This window comes from Alteromonas sp. ALT199 (assembly GCF_018619335.1).
Taxonomy (GTDB): domain Bacteria; phylum Pseudomonadota; class Gammaproteobacteria; order Enterobacterales; family Alteromonadaceae; genus Alteromonas.
The window spans coordinates 1-25,855 of sequence record NZ_JAHHDX010000161.1 but is presented as its reverse complement, the minus strand read 5'-3'; the positions used below and the strand labels follow the sequence as shown (position 1 = coordinate 25,855).

Annotated in this window: 19 protein-coding genes; 12 read left to right on the top strand and 7 right to left on the bottom strand. The window is 43.8% G+C overall.

Annotation, left to right across the window (positions count from 1 at the left end; genetic code table 11):
* The first annotated feature begins 152 nt into the window (after positions 1 to 152).
* The 10 genes from KL866_RS18375 (at position 153) to KL866_RS18330 (ending at position 14,329) form a co-directional block, all read left to right on the top strand.
* Positions 153 to 1,448, top strand: a complete 1,296-nt coding sequence (locus tag KL866_RS18375) for an amidase (protein WP_214996369.1) — start codon at positions 153 to 155, stop codon at positions 1,446 to 1,448.
* 171 nt (positions 1,449 to 1,619) lie between these two features.
* Positions 1,620 to 3,197 carry a gamma-glutamyltransferase family protein gene (locus KL866_RS18370; protein WP_214996367.1) on the top strand — a complete coding sequence of 526 codons (1,578 nt, stop codon included), beginning with the start codon at positions 1,620 to 1,622 and terminating at the stop codon, positions 3,195 to 3,197.
* Between the two features lie 197 nt (positions 3,198 to 3,394).
* A complete protein-coding gene (locus KL866_RS18365) occupies positions 3,395 to 4,213 on the top strand; it encodes a sulfite exporter TauE/SafE family protein (RefSeq protein ID WP_214996365.1) in 819 nt (272 codons plus the stop codon).
* A 10-nt stretch (positions 4,214 to 4,223) separates the two neighbouring features.
* Positions 4,224 to 5,492: an alanine--glyoxylate aminotransferase family protein gene (locus KL866_RS18360; protein WP_214996362.1), complete on the top strand. Its 1,269-nt coding sequence runs from the start codon at positions 4,224 to 4,226 to the stop codon at positions 5,490 to 5,492.
* Entirely contained in the window at positions 5,485 to 6,729 is a 1,245-nt protein-coding gene (locus tag KL866_RS18355) for an allantoate amidohydrolase (protein ID WP_214996360.1), read from the top strand. Before KL866_RS18360 ends, KL866_RS18355 begins: the two co-directional genes overlap by 8 nt.
* 36 nt (positions 6,730 to 6,765) lie before the next feature.
* Positions 6,766 to 7,131 (top strand): AraC family ligand binding domain-containing protein, encoded by a 366-nt coding sequence (locus tag KL866_RS18350; RefSeq protein ID WP_025254849.1) that lies wholly within the window; start codon positions 6,766 to 6,768, stop codon positions 7,129 to 7,131.
* A 215-nt stretch (positions 7,132 to 7,346) separates the two neighbouring features.
* The gene (locus KL866_RS18345; protein WP_214996358.1) at positions 7,347 to 8,792 is read left to right on the top strand and encodes an adenosine deaminase; all 1,446 of its coding nucleotides are present in this window, start codon (positions 7,347 to 7,349) and stop codon (positions 8,790 to 8,792) included.
* Positions 8,793 to 8,802: 10 nt separating this feature from the next.
* Positions 8,803 to 10,161 (top strand): uracil-xanthine permease family protein, encoded by a 1,359-nt coding sequence (locus KL866_RS18340; protein ID WP_214996356.1) that lies wholly within the window; start codon positions 8,803 to 8,805, stop codon positions 10,159 to 10,161.
* Positions 10,162 to 10,618: 457 nt separating this feature from the next.
* The gene (locus KL866_RS18335) at positions 10,619 to 13,033 is read left to right on the top strand and encodes a TonB-dependent siderophore receptor (protein WP_025254847.1); all 2,415 of its coding nucleotides are present in this window, start codon (positions 10,619 to 10,621) and stop codon (positions 13,031 to 13,033) included.
* A 243-nt stretch (positions 13,034 to 13,276) separates the two neighbouring features.
* On the top strand, positions 13,277 to 14,329 hold the full coding sequence (locus KL866_RS18330) for a purine nucleoside permease (RefSeq protein ID WP_214996407.1): 1,053 nt from the start codon (positions 13,277 to 13,279) through the stop codon (positions 14,327 to 14,329).
* A gap of 140 nt (positions 14,330 to 14,469) precedes the next feature.
* Here KL866_RS18330 and KL866_RS18325 read toward each other — a convergent pair whose 3' ends face one another.
* From KL866_RS18325 to KL866_RS18315, 3 genes are all read right to left on the bottom strand, one after another.
* Complete coding sequence (locus tag KL866_RS18325; RefSeq protein WP_214996354.1) at positions 14,470 to 16,473, bottom strand: hybrid sensor histidine kinase/response regulator; 2,004 nt, start codon at positions 16,471 to 16,473, stop codon at positions 14,470 to 14,472.
* A gap of 168 nt (positions 16,474 to 16,641) precedes the next feature.
* Positions 16,642 to 17,562, bottom strand: coding sequence for a diguanylate cyclase (locus tag KL866_RS18320; protein ID WP_214996351.1), 921 nt, complete (start codon positions 17,560 to 17,562; stop codon positions 16,642 to 16,644).
* A 201-nt stretch (positions 17,563 to 17,763) separates the two neighbouring features.
* Positions 17,764 to 19,869: an EAL domain-containing protein gene (locus tag KL866_RS18315; RefSeq protein WP_214996348.1), complete on the bottom strand. Its 2,106-nt coding sequence runs from the start codon at positions 19,867 to 19,869 to the stop codon at positions 17,764 to 17,766.
* Between the two features lie 187 nt (positions 19,870 to 20,056).
* On the opposite strand from KL866_RS18315, the gene KL866_RS18310 reads away from it, so the two are divergent.
* Positions 20,057 to 20,419 carry an Hpt domain-containing protein gene (locus tag KL866_RS18310; protein ID WP_025254842.1) on the top strand — a complete coding sequence of 121 codons (363 nt, stop codon included), beginning with the start codon at positions 20,057 to 20,059 and terminating at the stop codon, positions 20,417 to 20,419.
* A gap of 72 nt (positions 20,420 to 20,491) precedes the next feature.
* Here KL866_RS18310 and KL866_RS18305 read toward each other — a convergent pair whose 3' ends face one another.
* Complete coding sequence (locus KL866_RS18305) at positions 20,492 to 21,493, bottom strand: adenosine deaminase (RefSeq protein ID WP_214996346.1); 1,002 nt, start codon at positions 21,491 to 21,493, stop codon at positions 20,492 to 20,494.
* Positions 21,494 to 21,818: 325 nt separating this feature from the next.
* On the opposite strand from KL866_RS18305, the gene KL866_RS18300 reads away from it, so the two are divergent.
* Positions 21,819 to 23,150, top strand: coding sequence for an NCS2 family permease (locus KL866_RS18300; protein ID WP_214996344.1), 1,332 nt, complete (start codon positions 21,819 to 21,821; stop codon positions 23,148 to 23,150).
* A 111-nt stretch (positions 23,151 to 23,261) separates the two neighbouring features.
* On the opposite strand, the gene KL866_RS18295 is transcribed toward KL866_RS18300, so the two are convergent.
* The 3 genes from KL866_RS18295 to KL866_RS18285 all read right to left on the bottom strand — a co-directional run bounded on the left by KL866_RS18295 (position 23,262) and on the right by KL866_RS18285 (position 25,456).
* Complete coding sequence (locus KL866_RS18295; RefSeq protein ID WP_251140156.1) at positions 23,262 to 23,429, bottom strand: hypothetical protein; 168 nt, start codon at positions 23,427 to 23,429, stop codon at positions 23,262 to 23,264.
* A gap of 451 nt (positions 23,430 to 23,880) precedes the next feature.
* Entirely contained in the window at positions 23,881 to 24,810 is a 930-nt protein-coding gene (puuE, locus tag KL866_RS18290; protein WP_025254838.1) for an allantoinase PuuE, read from the bottom strand.
* Position 24,811: 1 nt separating this feature from the next.
* Positions 24,812 to 25,456: a TetR/AcrR family transcriptional regulator gene (locus KL866_RS18285; RefSeq protein WP_025254837.1), complete on the bottom strand. Its 645-nt coding sequence runs from the start codon at positions 25,454 to 25,456 to the stop codon at positions 24,812 to 24,814.
* Positions 25,457 to 25,855 lie beyond the last annotated feature (399 nt).

Here is a 25,855-nt window from a genome sequence, read left to right as displayed (position 1 = left end):
TTTGTTGATTCATTTACTTTTCCACCCTCCGTGTCGCTAATACTTTTACTTTTTACCAAAAGCAACGATCGTTTCTCTTGACTTTAAAGTGAAACAGTTGTTTCATGAGGTGAAGACAAATAAAGAAACAATAACTAAATAAGTAATGCGCTGTGAGCTCTCCTTTTGTATTGAAGCCCTGTGATGCACGGTTCACACAGGCAATAAAAAATCTTAAAGTCACTTATAATGGCAACAACAACGTTGAAGATGACGTATCGTCCTCTTTAACTAATTCGCCAAGCCAGATGCCCAACGAGCTTCAAAGTCAAGCATCAGCCCAGAGTTCAACAATTGTTCCGCTTAGCGGCTTAGGCTTGGCAGTAAAAGACTTATTCCATATTCAAGGTTTACCAACAGCAGCCGGCAACCCAGATTGGTTAGCCTCGCACCCGACACCAGAGAGAACAAACAATTGCGTAGCAAAAATGCTAAGCGCAGGTGCCACGTTTAAAGGTAAAACCGTTACTGACGAACTCGCCTACAGCTTACACGGGCAAAATAAACATTACGAAACACTCGTAAATCCGACGGCTCCGGCCCATATACCCGGAGGTTCTTCGTCAGGTTCGGCAGTAGCTGTTAGCGCACATCTTGCAGATATTGGCCTAGGCACAGATACTGGAGGCTCTATACGAGTACCTTCTAGCTACCAAGGCTTATGGGGGCTTCGCACCACACACGGCGCAGTAGCCTGCGACAACATGGTGGCACTTGCGCCTTCGTTTGATACCGTAGGCTGGATGACCCGAGATTTAGCTACCCTGACAAAGGTTGCTAATGTTTGCCTAGATAGCGCAGCTCAAAGTGAAATAACAAGTACTCCTAAATTGGGCATAGCAGCACATTTGTTTGAACAAACCACTCACAAATCGCTATGCAGAACCTGGCTTAAAGCGCTTGCTGATAGAACCGACTGTCTCGCGTTGACACAGGCAGAGTTAGACTTAAATATGTTACAAACTGCCGCTACATTTCGCACCTTACAAGGCAGTGAAATTTGGCAGCAGCATGGCGAATGGATTGAAGACACTCAACCCGATATCGCTAACGACATAATGTTGCGTTTAAATTGGTGTAAAACCATAACAACACAAGATGTACAACAAGCTAAAGCGCAACAAACTGTAGTGAATGACCATTTAAATACATTGTTTGAAAAAATAGATGTATTGGTTATTCCCACAACACCTGGCGTTGCACCTCGATGTGATGCCGATGAAACGACTTTGGCAAATGATAGAAACGCTCTGCTAGCGCTAACTGCAATAGCTGGGCTTGCGGGTTTACCCCAACTTCATTTACCGCTGTTCACCCTACACAATGCTCCATGCGGATTATCGCTTGTGGGCAAAAAAGGCAACGATCTTGCACTTCTCGCGTTAGCCCAAAAGCTAACCACTCGCTAAACGTGCAAAGCGCGCCAATGCTAATTTAAGTCGCACTTAAATAAAGCACTAATTGCGCTATCGCATTCAAGTTGAAAGTAGAAAGCGGAAGTAAGACCTAAGCGCCCGTCATTTTGCCTTAATTGTGCTTAACATGACGGCGTTGTTGCTAAGTTTTTGAAGGAAATAATTATGAGCGAAAAACCAAACATTGCGTTTACCGCCCCTCACTTTGCAGCATCGCAAGTGGGCTTAAACATATTAGAAAAAGGTGGCACCGCAATTGAAGCTATGGTGGCTGCGGCCGCATCTATTGCGGTTGAATATCCACACATGAATGGCATGGGCGGTGATGGATTTTGGCTTATTAGTGAGCCAGGTAAAGCGCCTATAGGCATTGATGCATCGGGTGTAGCTGCAAAAGGGGCAACGCCGTCTTTTTATAAAGACAGCGATGCAATACCTAGTCGGGGTGGAAAGGCTGCGTTAACCATGGCGGGCGCCGTTGCAGGTTGGCAAGCTGCGCTTGATATAAGCCATAAATGGCAAAGCGGTTTACCTTTAAGCACATTGTTCGATACAGCGATAAGCCAAGCTAATTGGGGAATTGAAGTTACCCAGAGCTTAGTGGATGCCAGTAACAAAACCTTTGAAGAGCTAAGCGTGGATGAAAATTTTGCTCAGTTTTTAATTAAGGGCAAGGCGCTTAAAAAAGGCAAAATTTTAAAGCTTACAAAGCTTTCAGAAACCTTGAAGCACTTGGCAGACAAAGGGCTAGATGATTTTTATCACGGTGAACTAGCATCAAAACTGGCTGAAGACCTAGAAGCAGCGGGCTCTCCTATTCGCCTTGAAGATTTTAACAACTACAAAGCAACCATTGTTGAGCCTTTATCAGTGTCTACCAGCAAAGGCAAGCTTTACAACCTGCCTGCGCCAACCCAAGGTGTGGCGTCGCTTATTATTTTAGCACTGTATGACAAAGTTCAGCATTTGGGCAACACCGATGCCGACATGGTGCATTTACTTATTGAATGCACAAAACAAGCTTTTATTGCGCGTAACGCGAATGTCACCGACCCATCTCGCACGCCAGTTGCGCTGCAAAGCCTGTTAAGTGACGACGTGCTTGACGAGATGGTGAAAAACATCTCGTTAGATAAAGCACTGCCGTGGCCACATGAGGCCAAGCATGGCGATACTATATGGATGGGCTGCTGCGACTCAGAAGGTCGCATGGTGAGCTACATTCAGTCGCTTTATTGGGAATTCGGCTCGGGCATTGTGAGCCCGCAAACGGGTATCGTTTGGAACAATCGAGGCACCTCATTCTCGCTAGACCCAAACAGTAATCAGTATTTAGCGCCGGGTTTAAAGCCATTTCACACGCTAAACCCCGCGTTTGCCGAGCTTATCGACGGGCGCCGTATGACTTACGGCACCATGGGTGGTGAAGGTCAGCCTCAAACTCAAGCAGCGCTATTTGCCCGCCATGTTTATCACGGCCAGCCTATCGCTAAAGCGATTTCTCTTGGCCGTTGGCTACTTGGTAGAACTTGGGGCGATCAAAGTCATAACCTAAAAGCAGAACGTGACTTGGTGGAATACGTGGGCGAGAGCTTACTAGCAAGGGGGCACGATATGGTGACAGTAGACCCTTGCAACGAACTTATGGGTCACGCCGGAGCCATCATTCGCGACGCTGAGGGCACTGTTATCGGCGCAAGCGACCCAAGAAGTGATGGCAAAGCCTACTTAGGTCATCGCTAAGTTCTTGGTTACAGCTAAATATAGCGCTAATACGCGTTAATTAGCGTGCATAAACTAACTTGTGTCAATTAACGTCCATCCAACTGGGGGCGTTGCCTAAATCGCGTTAACTGGGATGCGCCTACCAAGGCGCATCTGCAACAGCTCAACGCTTACAAATTCGTTCAAGCAACAATAGTTAAAGAGATAGAAATCACATGCAGTTTTTAATGGATAACCTAACGGTTATATTATCGCTCGCTGCAACGGGCGTTTTCGCTGGCATACTGGCAGGTATGCTTGGCGTAGGTGGCGGCATTGTTATTGTGCCGGTACTGTTTTTCTTGTTCCAAGCCCTTGGTGTTTCGCCTGAAAGTGCAATGGTTATTGCCACGGCTACATCGCTTGCAACTATCGTCCCTACTTCAATAAGCTCTATTCGTGCTCATCACAGTAAAGGCAATGTAGACTTTGCTCTGCTTAAAGCGTGGGCACTATTCATTTTAATTGGGGTACTTGCTGGAAGCTATGCGGTAACAGTGGTTAACCCTACGTTTCTTACCTTGCTATTTGGCATTATCGCGACCTTATCGGCCATTAATATGCTTGTTGGTAAAAAAGACGCGCTATTTAACGGGCTACCAGGTCGCGCGGGTCAGTCTATAATGGCAACCTGTATCGGCTTATTTAGCTCTATGGTGGGAATTGGTGGCGGTACGCTAACCGTGCCAACGCTTACCTTTTGTAATTACCCCGCGCACAAAGCTGTAGGTACTGCTGCGGCGGTAGGCCTTATCATTTCGCTTCCAGCGGCACTTACCCTGTTATTCGTTGGCACCACACCTGCTGACGCGCCCTTCGCAACATACGGTTATGTAAACCTGCTCGGATTTGCCTGTATTGTTCCGCTAACCGTGCTGTTTGCTCCTATCGGCGCAACCATTGCCAATAAGTTAGATGCAGGTTTGCTTAAGAAAATCTTCGCTGTTGTTCTCATCATCACTGGCTTGCGCATGCTAGCGCAAGTGCTTATCTAGGAGTGCCCACATGTCTAAAGAAGCGTCTACAAGTACTTTCGCGCCACTTAATCCGCCACCTCGATTGTTAATGGGACCTGGCCCCATTAACTGCTACCCACGTGTGTTAAGCGCGATGTCAACTCAATTAGTGGGCCAGTACGACCCGGTAATGACAGGCTACATGAATGAGACAATGCAGCTTTATCGCGATGTGTTTAATACGAAAAACCAGCAAACCTTTTTGGTTGATGGTACGTCGCGAGCTGGTATTGAAGCGGTTTTGGTATCGGCAATAGAGCCCGGCGATAAAGTGCTTGTGCCTATTTTTGGGCGCTTTGGGCATTTGCTTGCTGAAATTGCCGAGCGAGCTGACGCTGAGGTTCACACCATTGAAGTGCCTTGGGGCGAAGTATTTACGCCTGAGCAAATTGAAGCGGCGGTAAAAGAAGTAAAGCCTAAGTTGCTTGCCATAGTACAAGGCGATACATCTACCACCATGCTGCAGCCGCTTGCAGAAATTGGTGCAATTTGTGATGCCCACGATGTTCTGTTTTACTGCGATGCGACCGCATCAGCAGGTGGTAACCCACTAGAAGTAGATGCATGGAAGTTAGACGCTGTATCGGTTGGTCTGCAAAAATGTTTAGGCGGTCCGTCAGGCAGCGCACCTATTACGTTAAGCGATAAGTTTGTAAAAACCGTACGCACGCGCCATCACGTTGAAGCCGGTATTCGCGATGCTCACCACGAATCGGCGCGCGGACCAAAGATTCGCTCTAACTACTTCGACTTACCTATGATCATGGACTACTGGGGCGAAGAGCGCTTAAACCACCATACCGAAGCGGCCAGTATGCTTTATTGCGCACGTGAGTGTGCACGCCTGCATTTAGAAGAAGGTCAGCAAAACGTTATTGCACGTCATAAAGTGGCTGGCGACGCCATGCTTGCGGGTATTCAAGCTATGGGCCTTGAACCATTCGGTGACCTTAAGCACAAAATGTACAACGTAGTAGGTGTTCACATTCCCGAGGGTGTTCACGGCGAAGAAATACGAGAAACCCTACTTTTGCGCTTTAACATTGAAATTGGCACCAGCTTTGGGCCGCTAAAAGGGAAAATTTGGCGTATTGGCACTATGGGCTATAACGCCAGAGAAGATGCCGTACTTCATACCCTTCAGTCGCTTGAATCAGCACTTCGCATGCAAGGTTTCGCTCTGCCTGCTGGTAAAGGCGTCGATGCCGCACTTGCCGTTTATGCTGACGCTAAAGCGACGGGAGACGTGAATGCGTGAGTTCGCAGAATTTAGTGAATTAGCGACCCAGGTTATGGCAAGGTGCGAAACGTTAGGCTCCTTAAGCCAAGACCCAACCTGTTTAGACAGGCGCTATTTAACCGAACAACACAAACTTGCAAATCAACTGGCCTCTGGCTGGATGATTGAAGCGGGCATGACCACTTGGCAAGACGCCGTTGGTAATATTTGGGGGCGCTACACCTCCAGCGTACCTAATGCACCGCGATTAATTTTAGGTAGTCATTTAGACACCGTACCTAATGGCGGTAAATACGATGGAATGCTCGGTGTAGTCGCCGCTATTTCAATGGTTGCCATGTTTGATGGCACGCAGACCAAATTCCCTTTTCACATAGATATTGTGGGCTTCTGTGATGAAGAAGGTACACGATTTGGCACCACGCTTTTAGGAAGCCGCGCACTAACAGGTAAATGGCAAGAGCAGTGGCGCCACTTAAAAGATGAAAACGGCGTGAGTCTAGAGCAAGCCATGGCTAACTTTGGGCTTAGTTTCGATGCTGTGAACAGTGCTGCCATTTCACGTACCGACATTTTGGGCTATATAGAGCTCCACATTGAACAAGGCCCTGTTTTAGAGCAAGAAAATCTGCCTGTAGGGGTAGTGAGTGCTATAGCTGGTGCAAAACGCTTCAACTTTACCGCTGAAGGCATGGCTGGACACGCTGGCACAGTTCCTATGTCTATGCGACTGGACGCGTTGTGCGCGAGCGCAGAAATGATTTTGGCAGTAGAGAACATCAGCCTTCAGCGCCCGGGAGTTGTGGCTACCGTGGGTAAAATTGAAAATGCGCCAAACGGCGTAAACGTGATATCTGGACGCACGCGTTTTTCCCTTGATATTAGAAGTGAAGATGATGACTTACGTGATTCTGTATTGGCAGAAATATTGCAAAAATTCGATGACATTGCGCGGGCAAGGCAAGTAACGCTAACAAAAGAACAAACCCATAGTGCACCCGCTGTGCATTGCGACAATCAGCTAAAAGAAGCACTTATTCGCGGTACGGAAGAAAGCGGTATTGCACCACGAATTCTAGCTTCAGGTGCAGGTCACGATGCTATGGCCATTGCTGACATTTGCCCAGTTGCCATGTTATTCACTCGCTGTAAGGGCGGCATAAGCCATCACCCTGCAGAGTCTATCATCGGGGAAGATGTGGCCGCCAGTTTGTCGGTGCTTTATAAAACTGTTAGTAAGCTCAAGCACGCGTAATGTACAAATCAGTACAGTCTTAATAAAGGGTCAATAATGAAAATAATACGGATTTATAACGATGATGCGGGCAAAAGCCACTTTGGCGAAGTTGAAATAGCGCTAAAAGACGGCGGCCCTATTGGCATGCTTTCAGAAAAATTTGGCGCCGATAAAATTATCTTTCGCGAAACGCCTGCCGACTACGATTTCAAATGGCACCCTGCACCAGCTCGACAGCTACTTTTCATTTTAAAAGGCCGTGCGGAGTTTACCGTGTCTAACGGTGAGCGCCATGTTTTTGGAGCGGGTGACGTATTGCTATTAGAAGACACCGAGGGTGAAGGTCATTGCTCGCGCGCGATGTACAATGAAGTGCGCCACTCCATTTTTGTCACGCTAGATGAAGGCGTTACGCTTTAAAATTTACGTTTAAATTACCTGCAAAAATGCGCTAATTTGGCGCATTTTTTTATTTAAGCACCAAAACAGTGCTTAAGCGCACTCTTATTACTTTTTCCCACTTACAAATTATGTAAATAAGCAAATAAAACAGAAAGTTAAAAACAACAAAACCAACAGACCAATTGGTCAACAACTTGCAACCCAAGTACGACTTTCATTAATAAAAATTGCTCATGTTATTTGTTGTTAGAACCTTGTCTATTTTCTCTCTCTCTTTTTTCGTTCTCTTTGCACGTGCAAGCCCTTTCCCTACTGAAGAAGAGACCAATGCGTGGTTTAAACAATATGCACACTCACTAACTGATTCGCAGACTTATCGTCTACTCCAGCAGTTCCCAAAAGGTGGTGATTTGCACCATCATTTATCGGGGTCTGCCTATGGTAAGTGGTGGTATGAACTAGCGACAAACCAAATATTAAACGGAGGCTATCGCTACTTCACTAAAATAGATAATGGCGAGTGCGTTTCAGCTCCTTCGTTTCATACTATTTCTAACGCTACCTACTCTACGCTGACAAAATGTGAGCAAAAACAATACAAAGCGTTAGGTGAATTAAGCCAAGACCAAAAGCGTGCGTTTATTCATAGTGTTGAACTTGATAAACCAGAAGAGGGTCGTGATGAGTTTTTCGGATTTCACTGGCAGCGCCTAAACGAGCTAACTCAAAATCCTTACATTATTGCTCAAGTGCTGCTTAAAAATATGCAGTTGTATCAGCTAGAGAACATGCGCTACTTGGAAACGCAGCTAAATATAAGATTCATGAAGCGCGCTGATGGTAGTAATTTCCCGGCAGATGAAGCACTTCAAATTGTTACAGATATGCTTGAAAGTGAAGCCGCAAAAGAAACCGGCATTACGGTACGTTTTCAATATGCCCTTGTTCGCTTCACAAATAATATTGAAGAGCAACTAGATTGGATCTTTAAGTTCGTAGACGCTAACAGAAAATGGTATGTGGGGGTGAATTTGGTAGGCAGAGAGGATGATCCCCGAGGTCACCCCCTGCGCTTTTTATCTTCCATAACAAAATTAAGGGCCCAATATCCAGCCATTCGGCTTTCGTTTCATGCAGGAGAGTCTGAGCATGCAGACACTAATATTCGCGACACCTTACTTTTAGGCGCTGAACGAATAGGTCATGGTATTAACTTGCTAAAAGACCCTTCAACTTATTTACTCATGCGCCATAACCGCTACTTAATAGAAACCAACTTAATTTCGAACTTAAAATTGGAATACATTGAGGACTTAAGTACCCACCCGTTCCCCCAACTTTTAAGAACAGGTGTGCCCACAGCGCTTTCTACTGACGACCGAGGGATGTGGAATGCCACGCTAACAGATGAATACTACTTGGCATTTACCCAATTCAACTTAAGTTGGAGCGAGCTGGTTACCTTAAGCCAAAACAGTATCAAATACGGCTTCTTACAAGACGAGAAAAAAGAGCAACTGCTGGCTCAGTTAAACAAAGATTTAGCTAAATTTTTAGCCTCTCTTGTAGCTAGAGATAATCAAACACCTAAGAGTAGTGAGCCTTTACCACTTAACAGTAACACGAAACTTTATAGTGGTTTCATCTGTGAATTCGCCCCCACTGTCTGCCAGCAATAAGGAAATTACCATGTCATCAAATCACAGCGAGTTACTTTACGATCTTCATGATAGTCCAGCGTTTCTTCCTTCTCTTACCGCGGCATTTCAGCACTTATTAGCAAGCTTTGTTGGCGTAATAACCCCTACGCTTATTGTCACATCAACGCTAGGCCTTACTGAATATACGCCCTACCTTATTAGTATGGCGCTGTTTGTGAGTGGTCTCGGTACTGCAATACAAACAAAGCGTATAGGGCCGGTAGGTAGCGGACTGGTTGCTATTCAAGGTACTAGCTTTGCGTTTATTAGCGCGCTGATTCTGGCGGGAAACCAAGTTAAAGCAAATGGCGGTGCGCCCGAAGATATCTTAGCATTGCTGTTTGGACTTACCATGGCAGGTGCGCTTGTTGAGGTAGTGTTCAGTCTATTTGTCGATAAGCTTAAGCGTATCATCACCCCTTTAACGACAGGCATTGTGATCACGGCCATAGGGCTTAGCTTAATCAATGTGGGTATGACGGACCTTGCGGGTGGCTTTCACGCCGCAGACTTTGCTAGTACTGATAACTTGGCGGTTGGCCTTGGTGTTTTGCTTGTGATTGTGTTCTTAAATGCATCTAATAACCACTGGCTTCGCTTAAGTGCTATTTTCATTGGCATGGCTATGGGTGCAGCTTATGTGGCTTTTACTAAAGGGCTCGATTTTTCTGGGCTTGCATCGCTTTCTTTAGTGGCAATCCCTACCCCATTTGCATTTGGCATTGCTTTTGACATCAACTTATTTTTGCCCATTGCGCTAATTTATTTATTCAGTGCAATAGAAACGGCGGGCGATCTTACTGCCAACAGCCTTTTCTGTAAGCAGCCTGTAAGCGGTCCAATTTACTTAGCCAGAGTAAAGGGCGGTATTTTGGGAGACGGGGTTAACTCACTACTTGCGGGTATGTTTAATACGTTTCCGAACACTACCTTTGGTCAAAATAATGGGGTTATTCAGCTAACCGGCATTGCTAGTCGCAAAGTCGGCTTTTTTGTTGCCGCGCTGTTTGTGCTTATTGGATGTTTTCCTATTGTTGGTGGTGTGCTGCAGGCTATTCCTAAACCCGTATTAGGCGGAGCCACGCTGGTTATGTTTGCGATGGTTGCAGTGGGTGGCCTAAAGCTTCTTGCTAGTTACGCACTTGATAGACGCAGCAGCCTAATAACAGCTTGCGCACTTGGTATGGCGATAGGCGTAATGATGGTACCTGAAGCCCTTTCTGAGTTGCCTAAATGGCTTGAAAATATCTTACTTTCCCCAGTAACATCAGCCGGTCTTACCGCCGTAATTCTAGAGTTAACTCTACCTGGAAAAAAAAACTGGCCTACAAAGAAACGACGGAAGTAGAGTCCTCAGCTCATCCTAGCGATTTAACGCGAAATGATGTGGGCTCTGCGACTCAAGACAATATAACCAACAATATACATTCTTCGAAAAAACCAATTAAAAAAAGTCACAAAGGCAAAAACTCTGCGTCGCTGTCACAACCCCTCAACGCTATTTTAGGAATTAAAGGGAAAGCTGATGTTCCCCCTGCTCTTTTTGGTGCAAAAAGCCGCTAGCAATCACCTAGAAGGTGCACACTTTTATTAGAACTTCATTATTTACATAAAAGTAACAACACAAAAACAGACCTAACTTTTTTTATGCATATAATTCAGCCACTTAAAAACAAAAGTAAAGTTGACCAAGTGGACAAGTAGTTGGCATCTATCCTGCTAACTCTCTTGCTAATAATAAAAATTACAATAAAGAATGCGTAAAAAAGCCCTAAGACAGGGCAATTAAAAATAATGAGGAAACCATGAAAAACACTACATTCAAATTATCTCCTCTAGCAAAAGCTTTTGCGATGACGACCGCGGTTGCACTATCATCACAAGCATTTGCTCAGGAAGAGTCAGAGGTTGAAGAGAAAGACGTTGAGAAGATTCAGGTAACTGGCTCGCTTGGTAGTCTTCCAGGCCAAGACGTTGAGTCGGTATTCGGCTTTGGTAAATCGATTCTTGAAACACCCCGTTCAGCTTCGACAATTTCTCAAGAGCAGATGGAGCGCTTCAACGTTTCTGACATTGATGAGTTAGTGGCGTTTGCACCGGGTACTTTCACACAATCTTTCTTTGGTGTTGCGGGCTCACTAGACGTGCGTGGTACACCAGGTGAAACTTATTTCCGTGGCGTTAAGCGCCTGGATAACCCAGGTAACTACCCTACGCCTATTGGTGCTTCAAGCCGAATTGACATTGTACGTGGCCCAGCATCACCCATTTATGGTCCATCTAAAATTGGTGGCTATCTGAACTTTAACCCTAAATCTGCCCGCGCTTCAGGCGGTCAGTATCTAGATGCACCTACTGGCGCGTTGTCATATACCACTGGTTCTTGGAATAAAAGTATTCTTACAGCAGAGGTTGGTGGCCCTGCTAGCGTAGCTGGCAAAGAAATGGGCTACTACATTTACGGTGAGCTAGAAAATTCAGATAGCTACTACGAAAACTCACAAACCGACCAAACTATTCTACAAGCCGCTTTCAACATAGATGTTACCGATAATCTTCGCTTCGAATTCGGTGGTATGTACCATGATTACGATGGCAACCAAGTTGCTGGTTGGAACCGCTTAACACAAGAACTTATTGACGACGGTACTTATATTACTGGTACTGCCCAGTCTTTAGATACAGATGGCGACGGTTCAATTAGCCATGAAGAATATGGTGCAGTAAACATTGCGGGTAACAGTTTCTTCTACGTGCCTGGCTCATCATTTACCGATGATGAAGCCACTGCATTAATGGCACTAGAAAATGTTGGCACTACCACATTAAGCGGCAGCCAAGTATTGGTTGCACCAGATGACCAACTTGGTAACGAAGCGATAACGTTCTACTTCGATACTATTTACTACTCAGATAACTGGGAAATTCGTAATCAGTTCTTTTACGATTCATACGATAACATCAATGAAAATGCGTATGGTTTCTCTCAGTTTCACGATAGCTGGGTTGTTGAAGACAAAATTGTTTTCGCTACAGAGTATGAAAACGACAGTTTGTTAGCGCAACTTCAAATTTCTCCGTCAATTCGTTACACCGACTTCTTACACGGTGATGACTTTACGTACGAATACTTTAACCGTCGTGATTTGACTATGCCTTCTTCGGCATTAGACAGAAGATTATTGTCGACTCGTTCAGGCATGAATTACGATAACTACGATGAAGGTAACTACCTTGATATAGGTTTAGGTGTAATGACCGACCTGACTTGGGATTGGGGCTTGAACCTTGTTCTTGGTGCACGTTATGACACTATTGATATTGAAACGACGTCACGTACCGACTTACTACTTGGCGCAACGGGTGATGAAACACCTGTGTATGCTGAAGATTCTGTAGGTGGATGGTCTTGGAATGCCAGTATTTCTTATGAATTACCGTTTGGCTTAATTCCTTACATCACAGCCGCTGAGCAAGCGACTATTATTGCGGGCCAAGGCGCTGAAATTGGTGTTGATCAATTAGCAGACGGCGCGTTTGATACGTCTGACCTATTTGAGTTTGGTGTGAAAGGTTCACTGTTAGATGACACGCTCTACTTTGCACTTTCATCGTTCGAAATGGAAAGAACTGATTTTAGCAGTCAGAACACCGTAACGAACAACACCACGAACAACAAAGGAACTGAATTTGAACTTCGTTGGGTTGTGAACGAAAACTTAGTTGTGTCTGCGGGCTACACTAATATTAAGGTTATCAATCTTACTGCACGTGAAAATGGAAACCAGTTTGGTTTCTTAGGCGCTGAAGACTTATCTAGCCTTACCGATCCTTCGTTGGTATTTGGTGGTAACGTGATTGGCTTGAACTTAATTGGTGAAGGCTTCGCTAACACAGATGCACGTAAAGCAGGTATTCCTGAAAACGTGTACACAGTAACAGCAACTTACGATTTCCAAAATGGTTATGCCGCTAACGTTAGTGTTGTAGATGTTGAAGAAGTAGCATCAGGTTTCTCTGCTGCTGTAACGCTACCGGCTTACACGCTAGTTAATGCTGGGTTATCTTATCAGGCTGAAGACTGGTCATTTAACTTAACCGTTAAAAACCTAACTGATGAACGTTATTTCCGTTCTAACTTCCCAGATCTGTTTGGTAGCCAAGTTGTTCTTCCTGAACTACCGCGTCACTGGAATGCTAAATTTACTTACTCGTTCTAATTACGCGTAGTTTGTGGTGTTGTCGCACTTCTATAAAACGTAGAAGTTCGACAATCTAATTCACTGCAACACATTCACTAAAGAGCTCAGTTTTCTTCAAAACTTGGGCTCTTTTTTTAGGAGTATTTTATGTACCGTTCTCTTCTCATTGCACTGTCAAAAAAACTAACTCTTTTGCCTACTGCTAACCACAGTCCCAATTCTTCTACTAGTAAGCCATTCGCGCTGGCCGTGCTCGTTGGTATGGCATTGAGTGCTTTATCTGCGAATGCGCTCGCTGATGACGAAAAGCATCCCATGGAAGTTAAAGTAGTTGTGGTGAGCATGTTTGAAATTGGTGATGATGCAGGCGATGCACCGGGTGAATTTCAACTATGGAAAGCCCGTCAGAAGCTTACAACGGAATATCCGCTTCCTCACGGCTTTCACGATGTTTATGCAAACCCTGAAACCGGTGTAATTGGTATAGTTACCGGTATGGGTATTGCGCGTGCTTCAGCAGCAATAATGGCACTAGGGCTCGACCCTCGCTTCGATTTATCGAAAGCCTATTGGTTGGTTGCAGGCATTGCGGGAGTTGACCCCGCTGATAATACCATTGGTAGCGCGATTTGGACTGATTACGTCGTAGATGGCGACCTAGCACATCAAATAGATGCACGAGAAATTCCTTCACAATGGACAACGGGTTACTTTCCCCTTTTTACCCATGCGCCTTATGAAAATGCAAAATTGGTAGAGGTGAATAATAGTCCCAATGGTGAGGTTTACGCGCTCAACCTGCCTTTAGCGAAATGGGCTTATTCACTGACAAAGAACACAAAGCTATTCAACAATGAAGCAATGGATGCCCTTCGAGCGAAGTATACAAACTCCCCTCATGCCAACGCGCTTCCAAATGTTTCTATGGGCGCACATCTATCTGCCTCTACCTTCTGGCACGGAGAAAAACTAAATACATGGGCAAACGACTGGGTGGCATATTGGACGAAGGGCAAAGGAAACTTCGTTACCTCGGGAATGGAAGACTCGGCTACGCTTCAAAGTTTAACGTATTTGGATAACGCAGGCTTGGTAGATAAAAATCGGGTGATGATTTTGAGAACCGCGAGCAATTTCACTATGCAGCCACCTTCACTAAGCGCTGCACAGAATTTGAAACTTGAAAGTTCAGGTGACGGCTATGCCGCAATGGGAGCAGCAATAGAAGCTGCATATAACGTTGGATCTCAAGTTACCGACTATATTATTAAAAATTGGGACTTGGTAGAAAAAACTATTCCAGGAACTGAGTGAGAGCGATACGTTATATGTTGTTTGGGGGGCTTTTTTAATAGAAGTTAAAGAAGGCTACACTTACTTCTAAACTAAGACCTTTAATAGTGCGTTTTCGTATCTAAGGGGGAAGCTACTGCGCTTAAATGCAAGTTACCCCCCTAGGCTTTTACAGATTTTGCTTCTAACGCCAACTTAAGCTGTAAGGTCACGTCGTTTTGCACAACGGGTTTGGCCAAAAAGTCATCCATACCCGCCTCGCTACAACTTGCTTTATCTTCGGCCGTTGTGTTGGCTGTAACGGCAATGATACGTCCGTGGTTAAGCATCGAGCCTTCTTGAAGAATAATTTTTGTTGCACTTGTGCCGTCTAATACAGGCATAGCACAATCCATAAAGATCAGATCGTACTTCTTGGCTCTCGCCATTTGTACCGCTACTTCGCCATTTTCTGCTTCATCAGGCTGGTAATTAAACTTCTCTAGCATGGAAGCCAAAACCAAGCGGTTTATGTCGTTATCATCTACAACTAATATGTTTAAAGGCACACTCAAAAGCTCTGAAGAAAGTTCTACATCCACTTTTGCTTTTTCATCTAGCGCTGCCATTACAATAGGGATCGCAATATCAAAGCAGGTTCCTTTACCTACATTTGAGCGCACTTCAAGCTCACCATTCATCTTTTCAACTAACTGGTTAACTATCGAAAGGCCAAGTCCATTTCCGTTTAGCTCTTCTGAAGCACTACCGGTGTTACTTTGAAAAGGACTAAAAACCTTTGACAAGAGATCGTCACTCATACCCACTCCCGTGTCTTCGACAGAAGCCAGAATAATGGGAACATCGACTTGTTGTTTTAGCGTAACCTGCACTGAAATATAGCCTTTAGCAGTAAACTTCAAAGCGTTAGACAACAAGTTCGTTATTACTTGGCTTATCCTTACAGCATCGCCATGTACATAAGTTCTTTCATCAAAAGACAGCACGGCGTAAAGTCGCACGCCTTTTTCCGCACACTTTGCTTTAAACTCGTCTACGATGTCTTCGCATAATGAGCGCAAACAAAAATCGGTATGCTTCAGGGCAAATTCACCATTAATTATGGACGTGTAATCAAGAACATCATTAATGAGAGATAGCAAACGGTCTGCGCTGTGCAAAGCAATATCAGCCTTTCTAATTCTTACGTTGTCTTTCGTTTCGAACTTTATGGCTTGAAGCATACCGGTAATACCATTAAGCGGTGTTTTAAGCTCGTGGCTAATTCTTGATAGTAACATTCCACGCTCTTTCGACGCGGCTTCTGCCTCTTTGCGTCGCGCATCTAGCTCTAATCTGAGCTGAACCGATTTATTTACATTCTGGCACGTTCCAAACAAACGGATACACTTACTCTGTACCATTTCTGCCATTCCGTGGGTTTCAATCCAAACGGAATTACCTTTAGCGGTAACAAGTTCCAGTGTGGCGCTCCACGACTCACCGGTCTGGATAGTGTTTGAAACAATACGGCCTATTTCATTTCTATCGAACCCTTCTTTGTAGAAGTTGATTGCCGTATCTAGTGTAGGCGTGTAGCTATCTTCTACTTCGTGAATACGTCGGGTCTGAGAAGACCACGTAAGTTCATTGGTAACAAGGTCTATTTCCCATGTCCCTATATTCGCCACATTCTGCAGTTTTTCGTAAAGCGTGTTTTGCTTAGTCTCGGCTTTTTCAACGTGAAATTTGTCCAAGGTAGCCGACAACCATTCATCGATTAGCGCCACTTTGTCCAGGTTATTAGGTTGCTCAGGGCATGCATTGATAAACAATAAACAAACATGTCCCCCGTCGAGCTTGTGAACCGGCCCTCTAACGTATTTTTCCGCGTTGAAATAAGTTGTAAACCACTGATTAAATGCAGAGGAACATTTAGCACTGTTTACCGGAAAACAATTATCGACAGGCGAGCAACTTGCAAACGAGGGAATAGATTTAAAGCTAGGCGGATAAGCAGATGAGGCTTTAACAAGGATGTTGACGGTATCGTCCTCAAGATGCAAAAGCAGCCCCTGAAAAATACCAAGAGAGTCACAACCACGCTGTAATAAACGAGTAAGCGATACTTGCAGCTGCTCTTCTAGCTTTACATTTAAGCTAGATTGATCGTCAAAATAAACCACTGTTTGCTACCCAAGCTTCAAATCTAAAAAAAGCTCACTATTCACTGCCTTTGAAAATTTTAGAATAGTAAGTCGTTACTTCAATAGTAGCGTGGTATTAGCTCTTGTGACATTAAACAATAGGATAGTTTAGCGTGGGTAAAATAGCCGCTAATCTTTTTTAAATAGCTAGCCTTTTGCTTGGTTCCTACCTAATTCCTTTGCTTCAAATAGCGAAATATCTGCATCTTCAATTAGAGAGATTAGGTCGTCTTCTACAACTTCAGTAGCATTCCAAACCGCAAAGCCGGCGCTAACGGAAACGCAATTTCCGATACCCTTTTCGTGTGGTATTTTTGCTTCAGTGACCGCTTCTACCAACTGATTTGCCACAAGCTTTGTTCCAATGCGATCAATGTAAGGAAGAATAATTAAAAACTCTTCGCCGCCAAAACGTATAACAGCGTCTTTAGGTCGCTTGACTGTTTCGGACACGATCTTTGCTACCTTCTGAAGACACAAGTCACCTTCAAGATGGCCGTAGGTATCGTTAAAAAGTTTGAAGTAATCGATATCAAGCATTATTACGCCCAGAGAGCCTTTATCTCTAGCCACCTGCTTTATCAATAGGGGGATTTCCTTAGTTAGGTACATTCTATTGTAAAGACCGGTAAGCTGATCATGAAATGTCATATTCTCAAGATATTCGGTGCGCAACTTATTTTGAAGGTGTGTTTTCACTCTATGTATTAGTGTTGATGCGTTAACCGGCTTCATAACGAAATCAGATGCCCCCACCTCCCAGCATGCGTTTTCACTTTCAATATCCATGGTTGATGTCACGAATATTACAGGAATATCTTCAGTTTCGGGGGAATCTTTTAATGCTGTACACACGTCAAGACCGCCGATATCAGGCATATTCATATCGAGTAAAACCAAATCTGGTAGCGCTTCGGCACAATAAGAAATGGCATCGCTTCCAGAATCGACCGTCGTACAGTGAAATTCGACTTCGAGTATCGATTCCAAAAGCAATCGGCTAATAGGTTCGTCATCGACAATAAGTATATTGCACTGTGAGAAGGGTTTAATTTGATTTCCGTCCATTGTTTTTCTAACGTGAGCTACTAGCAGTACAAGAGCTCTCGCATTGTAATATAGGGATTTTTTTATGTTTTTAGCGTTACTACGCAGTTTAACATCTACAAGGAATATGTATATTGAAAAGGCTAACTTTGAACACGCTATGGGTATAAAACAAACACCTATAGCGAGAGGAGATTAAGTGGATGAGATAGCCGCCTTGAATCAGGCGACTTCTTCATTACTTATAAACTGTGCAAAAAAATCGTTCATAGCTATGGGCCGACACATAAAATAGCCTTGACCTAAATGGCAACCTAGCTCTTTTAATCCGTTAAAATGTGATCGGGTTTCGATTCCTTCGGCAACTATGGTTAGCTCCAAACTTAGAGCTAAGTGCACAATTGCGGTAACAATATCATGAGCTTGTTGCTCTTTATCCATATCAATAACAAACGACCGATCAATTTTTAACACATTAAGCGGAAATTGGCGCAGATAAGATAAACTTGAATAGCCAGTACCGAAATCGTCAAGGGCTATAGTAACGCCTAGTGAAGATAACGCGTTGAGGATATCACGAGTCTGCTCAAAATCGTGCATTAGCGCCGACTCCGTCACCTCAAGTTCTATTGAAGATGCTTCAATACCCGTTGAAAGGATGATTTCTGCAACTTCATTTGCAAACCCTGGGTTTGTTAGTTGTTTGGCTGCGACATTAACCGCGACTTTAAACTGCTTTCCTCGTTCGTTACAACGCGCAATGAATTCACAGCTTTTCTGGAGTACCTGTTTACCGAGCTGATGTATTAATCCGGTTTCTTCAGCAAGTGGAATGAATTCATCAGGCCCTATAATATTACCGTTTTCATCAAACATTCTAACCAAACTTTCAGCGCTGATGACTTCATCACTATTAAAATCGTATTTTGGCTGAAGATAGATAGCTAAACTGTTTTTTTCAATAGCTTGTCTTAGCTTAATCTCCATCTCGACCCTGTGATGCATGGCGTGCTGCAAGTCTTTCGAAAAGAAACTAAAGGTGTTTTTGCCTTTCGATTTAGAGCGATACATCGCTGAATCTGCATGACGCATCATCTCTTCTGCATTCACTGCATCTTGTGGGTACAAGCTTATCCCTATACTTAGACTCAATTGGTGTGCCTTTCCGTCTATCTCTATTGGTTGCCTTCCCGCCTGAAGGCAAGCCATAGCAATGCTATCTGCACTAAATCCAGAACCTATATCAGGTAAAAGACAAGCAAATTCGTCACCACCAACTCTAGCGAGAGTGGTATCTTGCCCTAGCGTGTCTGCGAGTCGCTTTGCTACAGTTGAAATGACAAAATCGCCCACTTGATGTCCCAAACTATCGTTAAGATATTTAAAATTATCAATATCAATTAACAGTAGCGCGATACTTTGTTTGCTTATGAAGCTTCGCGCTATTGCTTGAACAACGCGATCGTGAAGCAACACACGGTTTGGCAAACCTGTTAGTTGGTCATGGTGAGTCAGATGAGTCATCTTCACCGCCATCTCTTCGGCCTCAGATACATCCTGAAACACCATGACGGCTCCGTTTATTTTGCCCTCATCGTCGATAATCGGTGATGCAGTATCCTCAACCCTAAAAATCTGGTTGTGCCTACTAACGAGGGTTGCGTTATAAGACATAGCTACGGGGCGTTTTACCTCAAGCGCATAAAGGGCGGGATTTAACAATGGCTCGTGGCTTGAGGCATCGCGCAGGTACATTATCTCATCGATAGGTTTTCCCAATGCATCTTGCCCACTATAGCCGGTCAGTCTTTGCGCAACAGGGTTAATAAACGTCACTTCGCCAGCCGCATTAATTGAAATAACGCCGTCCGCTATCGATCTTAAAGTAATAGCAAGTTGCTTTTTTTCAGCCTCAAGTTCTTGGTTAACTTTCTTCAATAGAGCTTTTTGAGACTGGAGCGTGAGATGGTTTCTCACCCTCATTCGACACATCTCTGTATCGATAGGTTTTGAGATGAAATCTATTGCGCCTAGCGACAGTGCGCTATGTTCATTTTCAGAATCACTGTGAGAAGTAACGAAAATTACTGGGATAGAAGCAGTACTTGAACAGGATTTAAGTTGCTCACATACATCAAAGCCTGAAAGCTCTGGCATGCTGATATCCAAGACAACCAAATCAGGCTGCTGCGCCTGTATTACAGAGAATGCGGTTGCACTTCGCGACACTGTAATAACGTCTGCTAAAGATTCTACCGCATTTTCCAGTAGCAAGAGTGTTGTTGGTTCATCGTCAATGATGACCACTTTCTGTGTCTCATTTTCCATGAGATTTACCACACTACATTATAAGTCCTTTTTGTAGTATCGTCCGACATACGCGAAAAGACATTAACCTTTAGTCTATTTTGGTTAATAAAAGCGTATTTAAAAAGGTAACTCATTGACTCAAGTGCTTTTGGTAACGCACAATTGATATACGATTAAACCGTGTTTTTACTGCTTGGTGATAAGAATGGATACGTTAAATACTCATTACACGCTTTCAAAAAGCCAATTATGGAATAAAGAAGCTGCTATAAGTAGGCTTGGTGGTAACGAAGGGTTATTGAATCGCATTGTTGAAATGTTTTTAGTTCAAATAACACAGAAAAAAGAAGCCTTACAAAAGGCTGCAACTGAGTCAGACACTGATGCAGTAAAGTTTACAAGCCATGCTATGAAAGGTGTATCAGGAGATGTTGGGGCTGACGCTATTCGAGAAAAAGCATCGTCTATTGAGAATAAAGCAAAGCAAGGTAATCTAACTGAAATAGCTCAAGATCTAGAAGAACTAAACAGTTTAATCGAGCAAACTCTTGTTGTTATGCAATCTTAAGGTGAAGCGCGCTTACCGATATCTACATTGATAAGCTCGCGCTAGTTTTTATACTTTGCTTTTGCGTATCGCTTATATAGTCTCTGTTACTTGCTTAATAAGAGCGTTTTTCTTTTCTTCTGGTAAGAAACTTGCCTTAAAACTGTTTGCAGCCAGCACTCGAATTGTCTTTTCATCAATGTTAAGCGACGCGTGAAGCGCTTCAAAGTTCTCATTTAAGAAACCACCAAAATAGGTCGGGTCGTCAGAATTAACCGTCACTAATAAGCCAGCATCTAACAGTTGCACGATATTGTGCTCTTTCATATCGTCAATTACGCATAGCTTTAAATTACTTAGTGGGCACACGGTAAGCGGTATTTGCTTTTCTTTTAAAAGCGCCATGAGCGCTTGGTCTTCCTGGCAGCGTACGCCGTGATCAATGCGGTCCACGCCAAGCAGTTCAATCGCTTCCCAAATATAAGATGCAGGCCCTTCTTCCCCTGCATGGGCAACAATCTTAAAGCCAAGAGACTTCGCTTTTTTGAAAACCCGCTCGAATTTAGACGGGGGGTGCCCTAGTTCCGAACTATCAAGGCCCACTGCCGTAATATACTTATAGTAAGGCTCTGCTGCTTCTAGTGTTTCGAAGGCTTCACTTTCGGGCAAATGTCTTAGGAAAGACATTATAAGGTAGCTACTTATGCCAAATTCACTTTCTGCTTTTTGTATAGCACGTAAAAAGCCAGGCATAAACACATTAAAGCCTATACCCCGTTCAGTATGGGTTTGGGGGTCAAACATGATTTCGGTATGAACGACATTTTCTTCAGCGCACCGAGATAAGTATTCCCACATTAATGTAAAGAAATCTTCTTCATCTCTTAATACCCCTGCCCCTGCGTAATAAAGGTCAAGGAAACTTTGCAAATCTTTGAAATTATAAGCGGCTTCAATCTCTTCCACGCTTGCGTAAGGAAGTGATACACTGTGCTTTTCAGCTAGGCGCCACATGAGTTCAGGCGTTAAGCTACCTTCTATATGCAGATGCAGTTCGGCCTTTGGAATGTTTTTAATTATTGATGACAGCGACATGGCCCCTCACTTATTTGCACCACAATAATGCATTAGCATTTTATTGGTGCGTATTAGTTTATCTTTAATGCTATCTGTAAACGAGTTCTATTGCTCGTTTAGATTTTTGTTTGCGGTTTTTTTAACATCATCTAAGGTTGTTTACTTACCGTTTGGCTTGCATGGTGCTGCCTGGCTAGTGACCTTGAGTCACGCAATGATTGTTATCTAATCATTATACTGAAATGTAAGTTAGCACAAAACACACCAACAAGTTGACTAATTGGTCAGCTTATTGCTTTCAAACGCACAAAACACTACATAAAACACAAACAGAGAACTCTTGATGTCCAACAATGTAATTGAACGGCTATTTAAGCTACAGGCACACGGAACCACTGTAAAAACTGAAATCATTGCAGGTCTTACTACATTCGCTGCTATGTCTTATATCCTCGTGGTGAACCCAGGTATTTTGGGCCTTAGTGGCATGCCGGTAGAGGGTCTAATTACAGTGACAGCAGTCGCGGCCTGCATCGGCACATTAATGATGGCGTTAATGACTAACTACCCTATTGCATTAGCACCAGGTATGGGGTTAAACGCTTTTTTTGCTTTCACTATCTGTCTTGGGCGTGAAATTCCGTGGGAAGCTGCTCTTAGTATTGTTTTTTGGAACGGCATTCTTTTCTTAATTCTTTCACTTACCGGCGTACGAACCAAGATAGCCGAGTCGATACCTCCTTCGCTCAAAATAGGCGTCCAGTGTGGAATAGGTTTATTTATTGCCTTTATCGGCCTTAAAAATGCAGGGCTTATTGTTGATAACCCCGCAACCTTTGTTCAGCTTGGTGACCTTTCAGAGCCCGCAGTAATGTTAGCGCTCATTGGCATTATTTTTACTATCGTTCTTATGGTGAAACGCGTTACGGGCGCTATCTTAATCTCTATCGTAACACTCACCTTAATTGGTGCTTTTGTCCCCACTGAAAACGGAATGTTAACTGCCACACCGTCTGCGGTTGTAGGCATGCCTGAATCTATGTCGAACACTTTTATGGCAATGGACTTTTGGTATCCTATCGATCACCTTGCTGAGACGTGGGACCTCATATTCGCACTTATGTTTGTGAACATGTTCGACACTATAGGTACGTTAATTGGCGTCTCTCGCAAAGCTAATTTGCTAACGCCTGAAGGTAAACTACCCAAAATTGGCTCAGCAATGACGGCAGATGCATCGGCGAGTATTGCTGGCGCTTTCGTGGGTACATCGCCAGTGACCAGCTATGTTGAATCAGCTACGGGCGTATCGGCTGGAGGAAGAACGGGGCTTACCGCCGTAGTAGTGTCTGTTTGCTTCCTGTTATCACTTTTCCTTACTCCCTTGATGAAAGTGATTCCACTAATGGCCACTACGCCAGCACTATTGATGGTAGGCATTTTAATGATGGAATCAATTCGGCAGGTCGATTTCGACGACTTAGGCGCCTTGGCTACTGCATCTGTGGCACTTATTGCTATGCCACTTACCTTCAGTATTAGTGAAGGCATTGCCCTTGGCTTCATTACCTATGTGGGTATTAAGGTGGGTACGGGTAAGTTTAAGGAAGTGACCCCACTTACTTATGCATTAGCTATCGTTTTCTTACTTAGATACTTACTAGATTTAAAATAATCTATCAGTGCGTGTAACTGATATTGCGCGCAAAGCCTTGGATTAGATACAAAAAAGGTGGCTTAAATGCCACCTTTTTGTTTTATTCAGCAATGTAAACAAGCTATTGGTTTACTTTAATCCGTCGTATGTGAAGGTAACTGCTTTATCACCCATAAATACGATTTTCACATGTTTACTGTCTTCAGCGCCCCATGTACACGCCATGGTACCCATTGTTTTACCGCAGTTGTCGGCAGAACCTAAAATAGCTTCAACTTCACCCTGAGACATTCCCATTGTAGGGGCTGTTAACCTTTTCTGTGCATTTTTGCAGCGTCTGTATGTCGTCTAGACAAGGCGGATGTTTGAAGGTCTAGTGGGCTAAATCGAAAACATTCAACGCAGTATAGATGACATACAGGCGCTGCCCGGAGGGGTCGTCATGGAAGCCTTTTACTCTTTGTCACAGCCCTTTAACTTAGCCCACTAGGCCTGCAGGACTGTTTCGCGATTAAAAGGCTTCCATTTAGACCAAAACTGCATAGAAAAGGTTAATAGCCCCTTACTTATCGTAGTTTTCTTTAGTCAGCTTCGAGCATGCGGTCAGGGCTAGTGCCCCAAGAGCAATAATGGCTAGTTTTGTTTTCATGGTTTTGTCCTTTATCTAAGTAAAAGTAAAGGCAACCTACTTGGCTTCCCTTATCTTTCACTTTGCTTTATATCAATTACAATGGGCGTACTGTAAACGCTAAGAACGCGCCTTGTCACTACCGTCTTTAGGATGAGTGTCTAACCAGTGACGCGCAATCTGTTCTCGCGTGGCTAACCACACTTTGTCATGTGATTTCACGTACTCGATAAAACGCGTAAGCGCAGCAAGCCTTGCAGGTCGACCTATAATGCGATTGTGAAGACCAATTGAAAGCATTTTAGGCGCATCTTCCCCTTCCTCGTACAGTACGTCAAACGCGTCTTTTAAATAGGTAAAGAACTGTTCACCACTGTTAAACCCTTGTGGTGTGGCAAAGCGCATATCGTTTGTGTCTAACGTATATGGCACCATCAATAGCGGCTTGCTGTAATGGCAGTCGTAGTATGGCAAATCGTCAGCGTAAGAATCAGCACAATATAAAATATCGTCACGCTCTGCTATTAGTTTAAGCGTATTAGGGCTTGTTCTTCCTGTGTACCAACCTACGGGTTTTTTACCCGTTAACTGCTCGTGAAGAATAATCGCCTCATCGATTTGTTTGCGCTCGTCATCTTCACTCATATCCTGGTAGTGTACCCATCGCATGGCATGGCTGGCTATTTCCCAACCTGAATCTATCATGGCTTTTACCGCGTCTGGGTGACGCTGCATGGCCATAGTAACGCCAAATACAGTTACAGGAATGTCGTACTTATTGAGTAGGCGGTGCAAACGCCAAAAACCTGCGCGACTGCCGTATTCGTAAATTGACTCCATACTCAAGTGACGATCTTTGTAAGCCTGCGCGCCGATAATCTCAGATAAAAATATTTCGGATGCTTCATCACCATGAAGCACACAATTCTCGCCACCTTCTTCGTAGTTCAATACGAACTGAACAGCTATTTTGGCGTTGTTTGGCCAGTTCGCGTGCGGTACATGCTCACCGTATCCAACGAGATCACGAGGATAGACTGATTCTGTCATACTACACCTCAATACTTTCAGGCACAGAGAGCCCACAACCGCCAAGTACAAGCTTGACCACTTGACTTGTCGCGTCTTCAAAATCTGCTTTCGTCATTTTCTTGCCGCGCAGACGGGTAATTTGCGCTGAGAAGTCAGCGTAGTGCTGGGTGCTTGCCCATATGGTGTAAAGCAAGTATTCGCCTTCAACTGGCGGAAGCTTACCTGCATTTACCCATGCTTCGATAACAGCAAGTCGCCCTTTCATCCAAAGCGCGTGCTCTTCATCAAAATACCCATTTAAATTCTGCGCACCATTGATAATTTCCATGGCAAAAATTTTTGAGGCCATTGGGTGCGTTCGCGACACTTCCATTTTTTCCGCTATATAGTTAGCAAGTACTTCTGCAGGGTCGTCTTCCACTGTCGCTTTATCAAAACGAGAATTCCACAATGAAAGGGTTTCTTCTAATACCGCGACATAAAGCTCTTGTTTAGTTTTGAAGTAATATAAAACGTTAGTTTTGGGGAGCCCAGCTTCATCAGCAATCTTCTGTACTGCCGTGCCTTTGAATCCGAACTGCGCAAAACACTTTTCAGCGGCTTGGAGTATTTTTCTTCTGTTCATAGCGCCAACGCCAGCGTCAGCACTTTTTACCTTCATCATTATAATTTAAATTCCTTTGCAATCTTCTTTGCAAGCGCGCAGGCAGGATAAATGCTGCATGCCTTTTCGATAGATTAGCATTGATTGCCAACCTGTTGCTATGCCCTTATAGCCCATAGTTATTCATCATACATGTCTCTTAAAGAGGGTGTTAACCAAAGCAAAATACAAATTATGTGATTAACTAAAACCTTGCACGAATCTTGCCTCAATCTTTATTAACAAACTGATGTAATGCTTTGCATCGCAAAAAACTGAAAAGGTTTAGCTTCTATTTTTTACAGTTAAATTTGCACAAAATCATGGCCTTTTATAACTCGGCCATTTTTTATAAGCAATAAATTGACCAAATGGTCTACTTTTCTTAGAAAAATACAGCTATATTAATGAATACAAGAA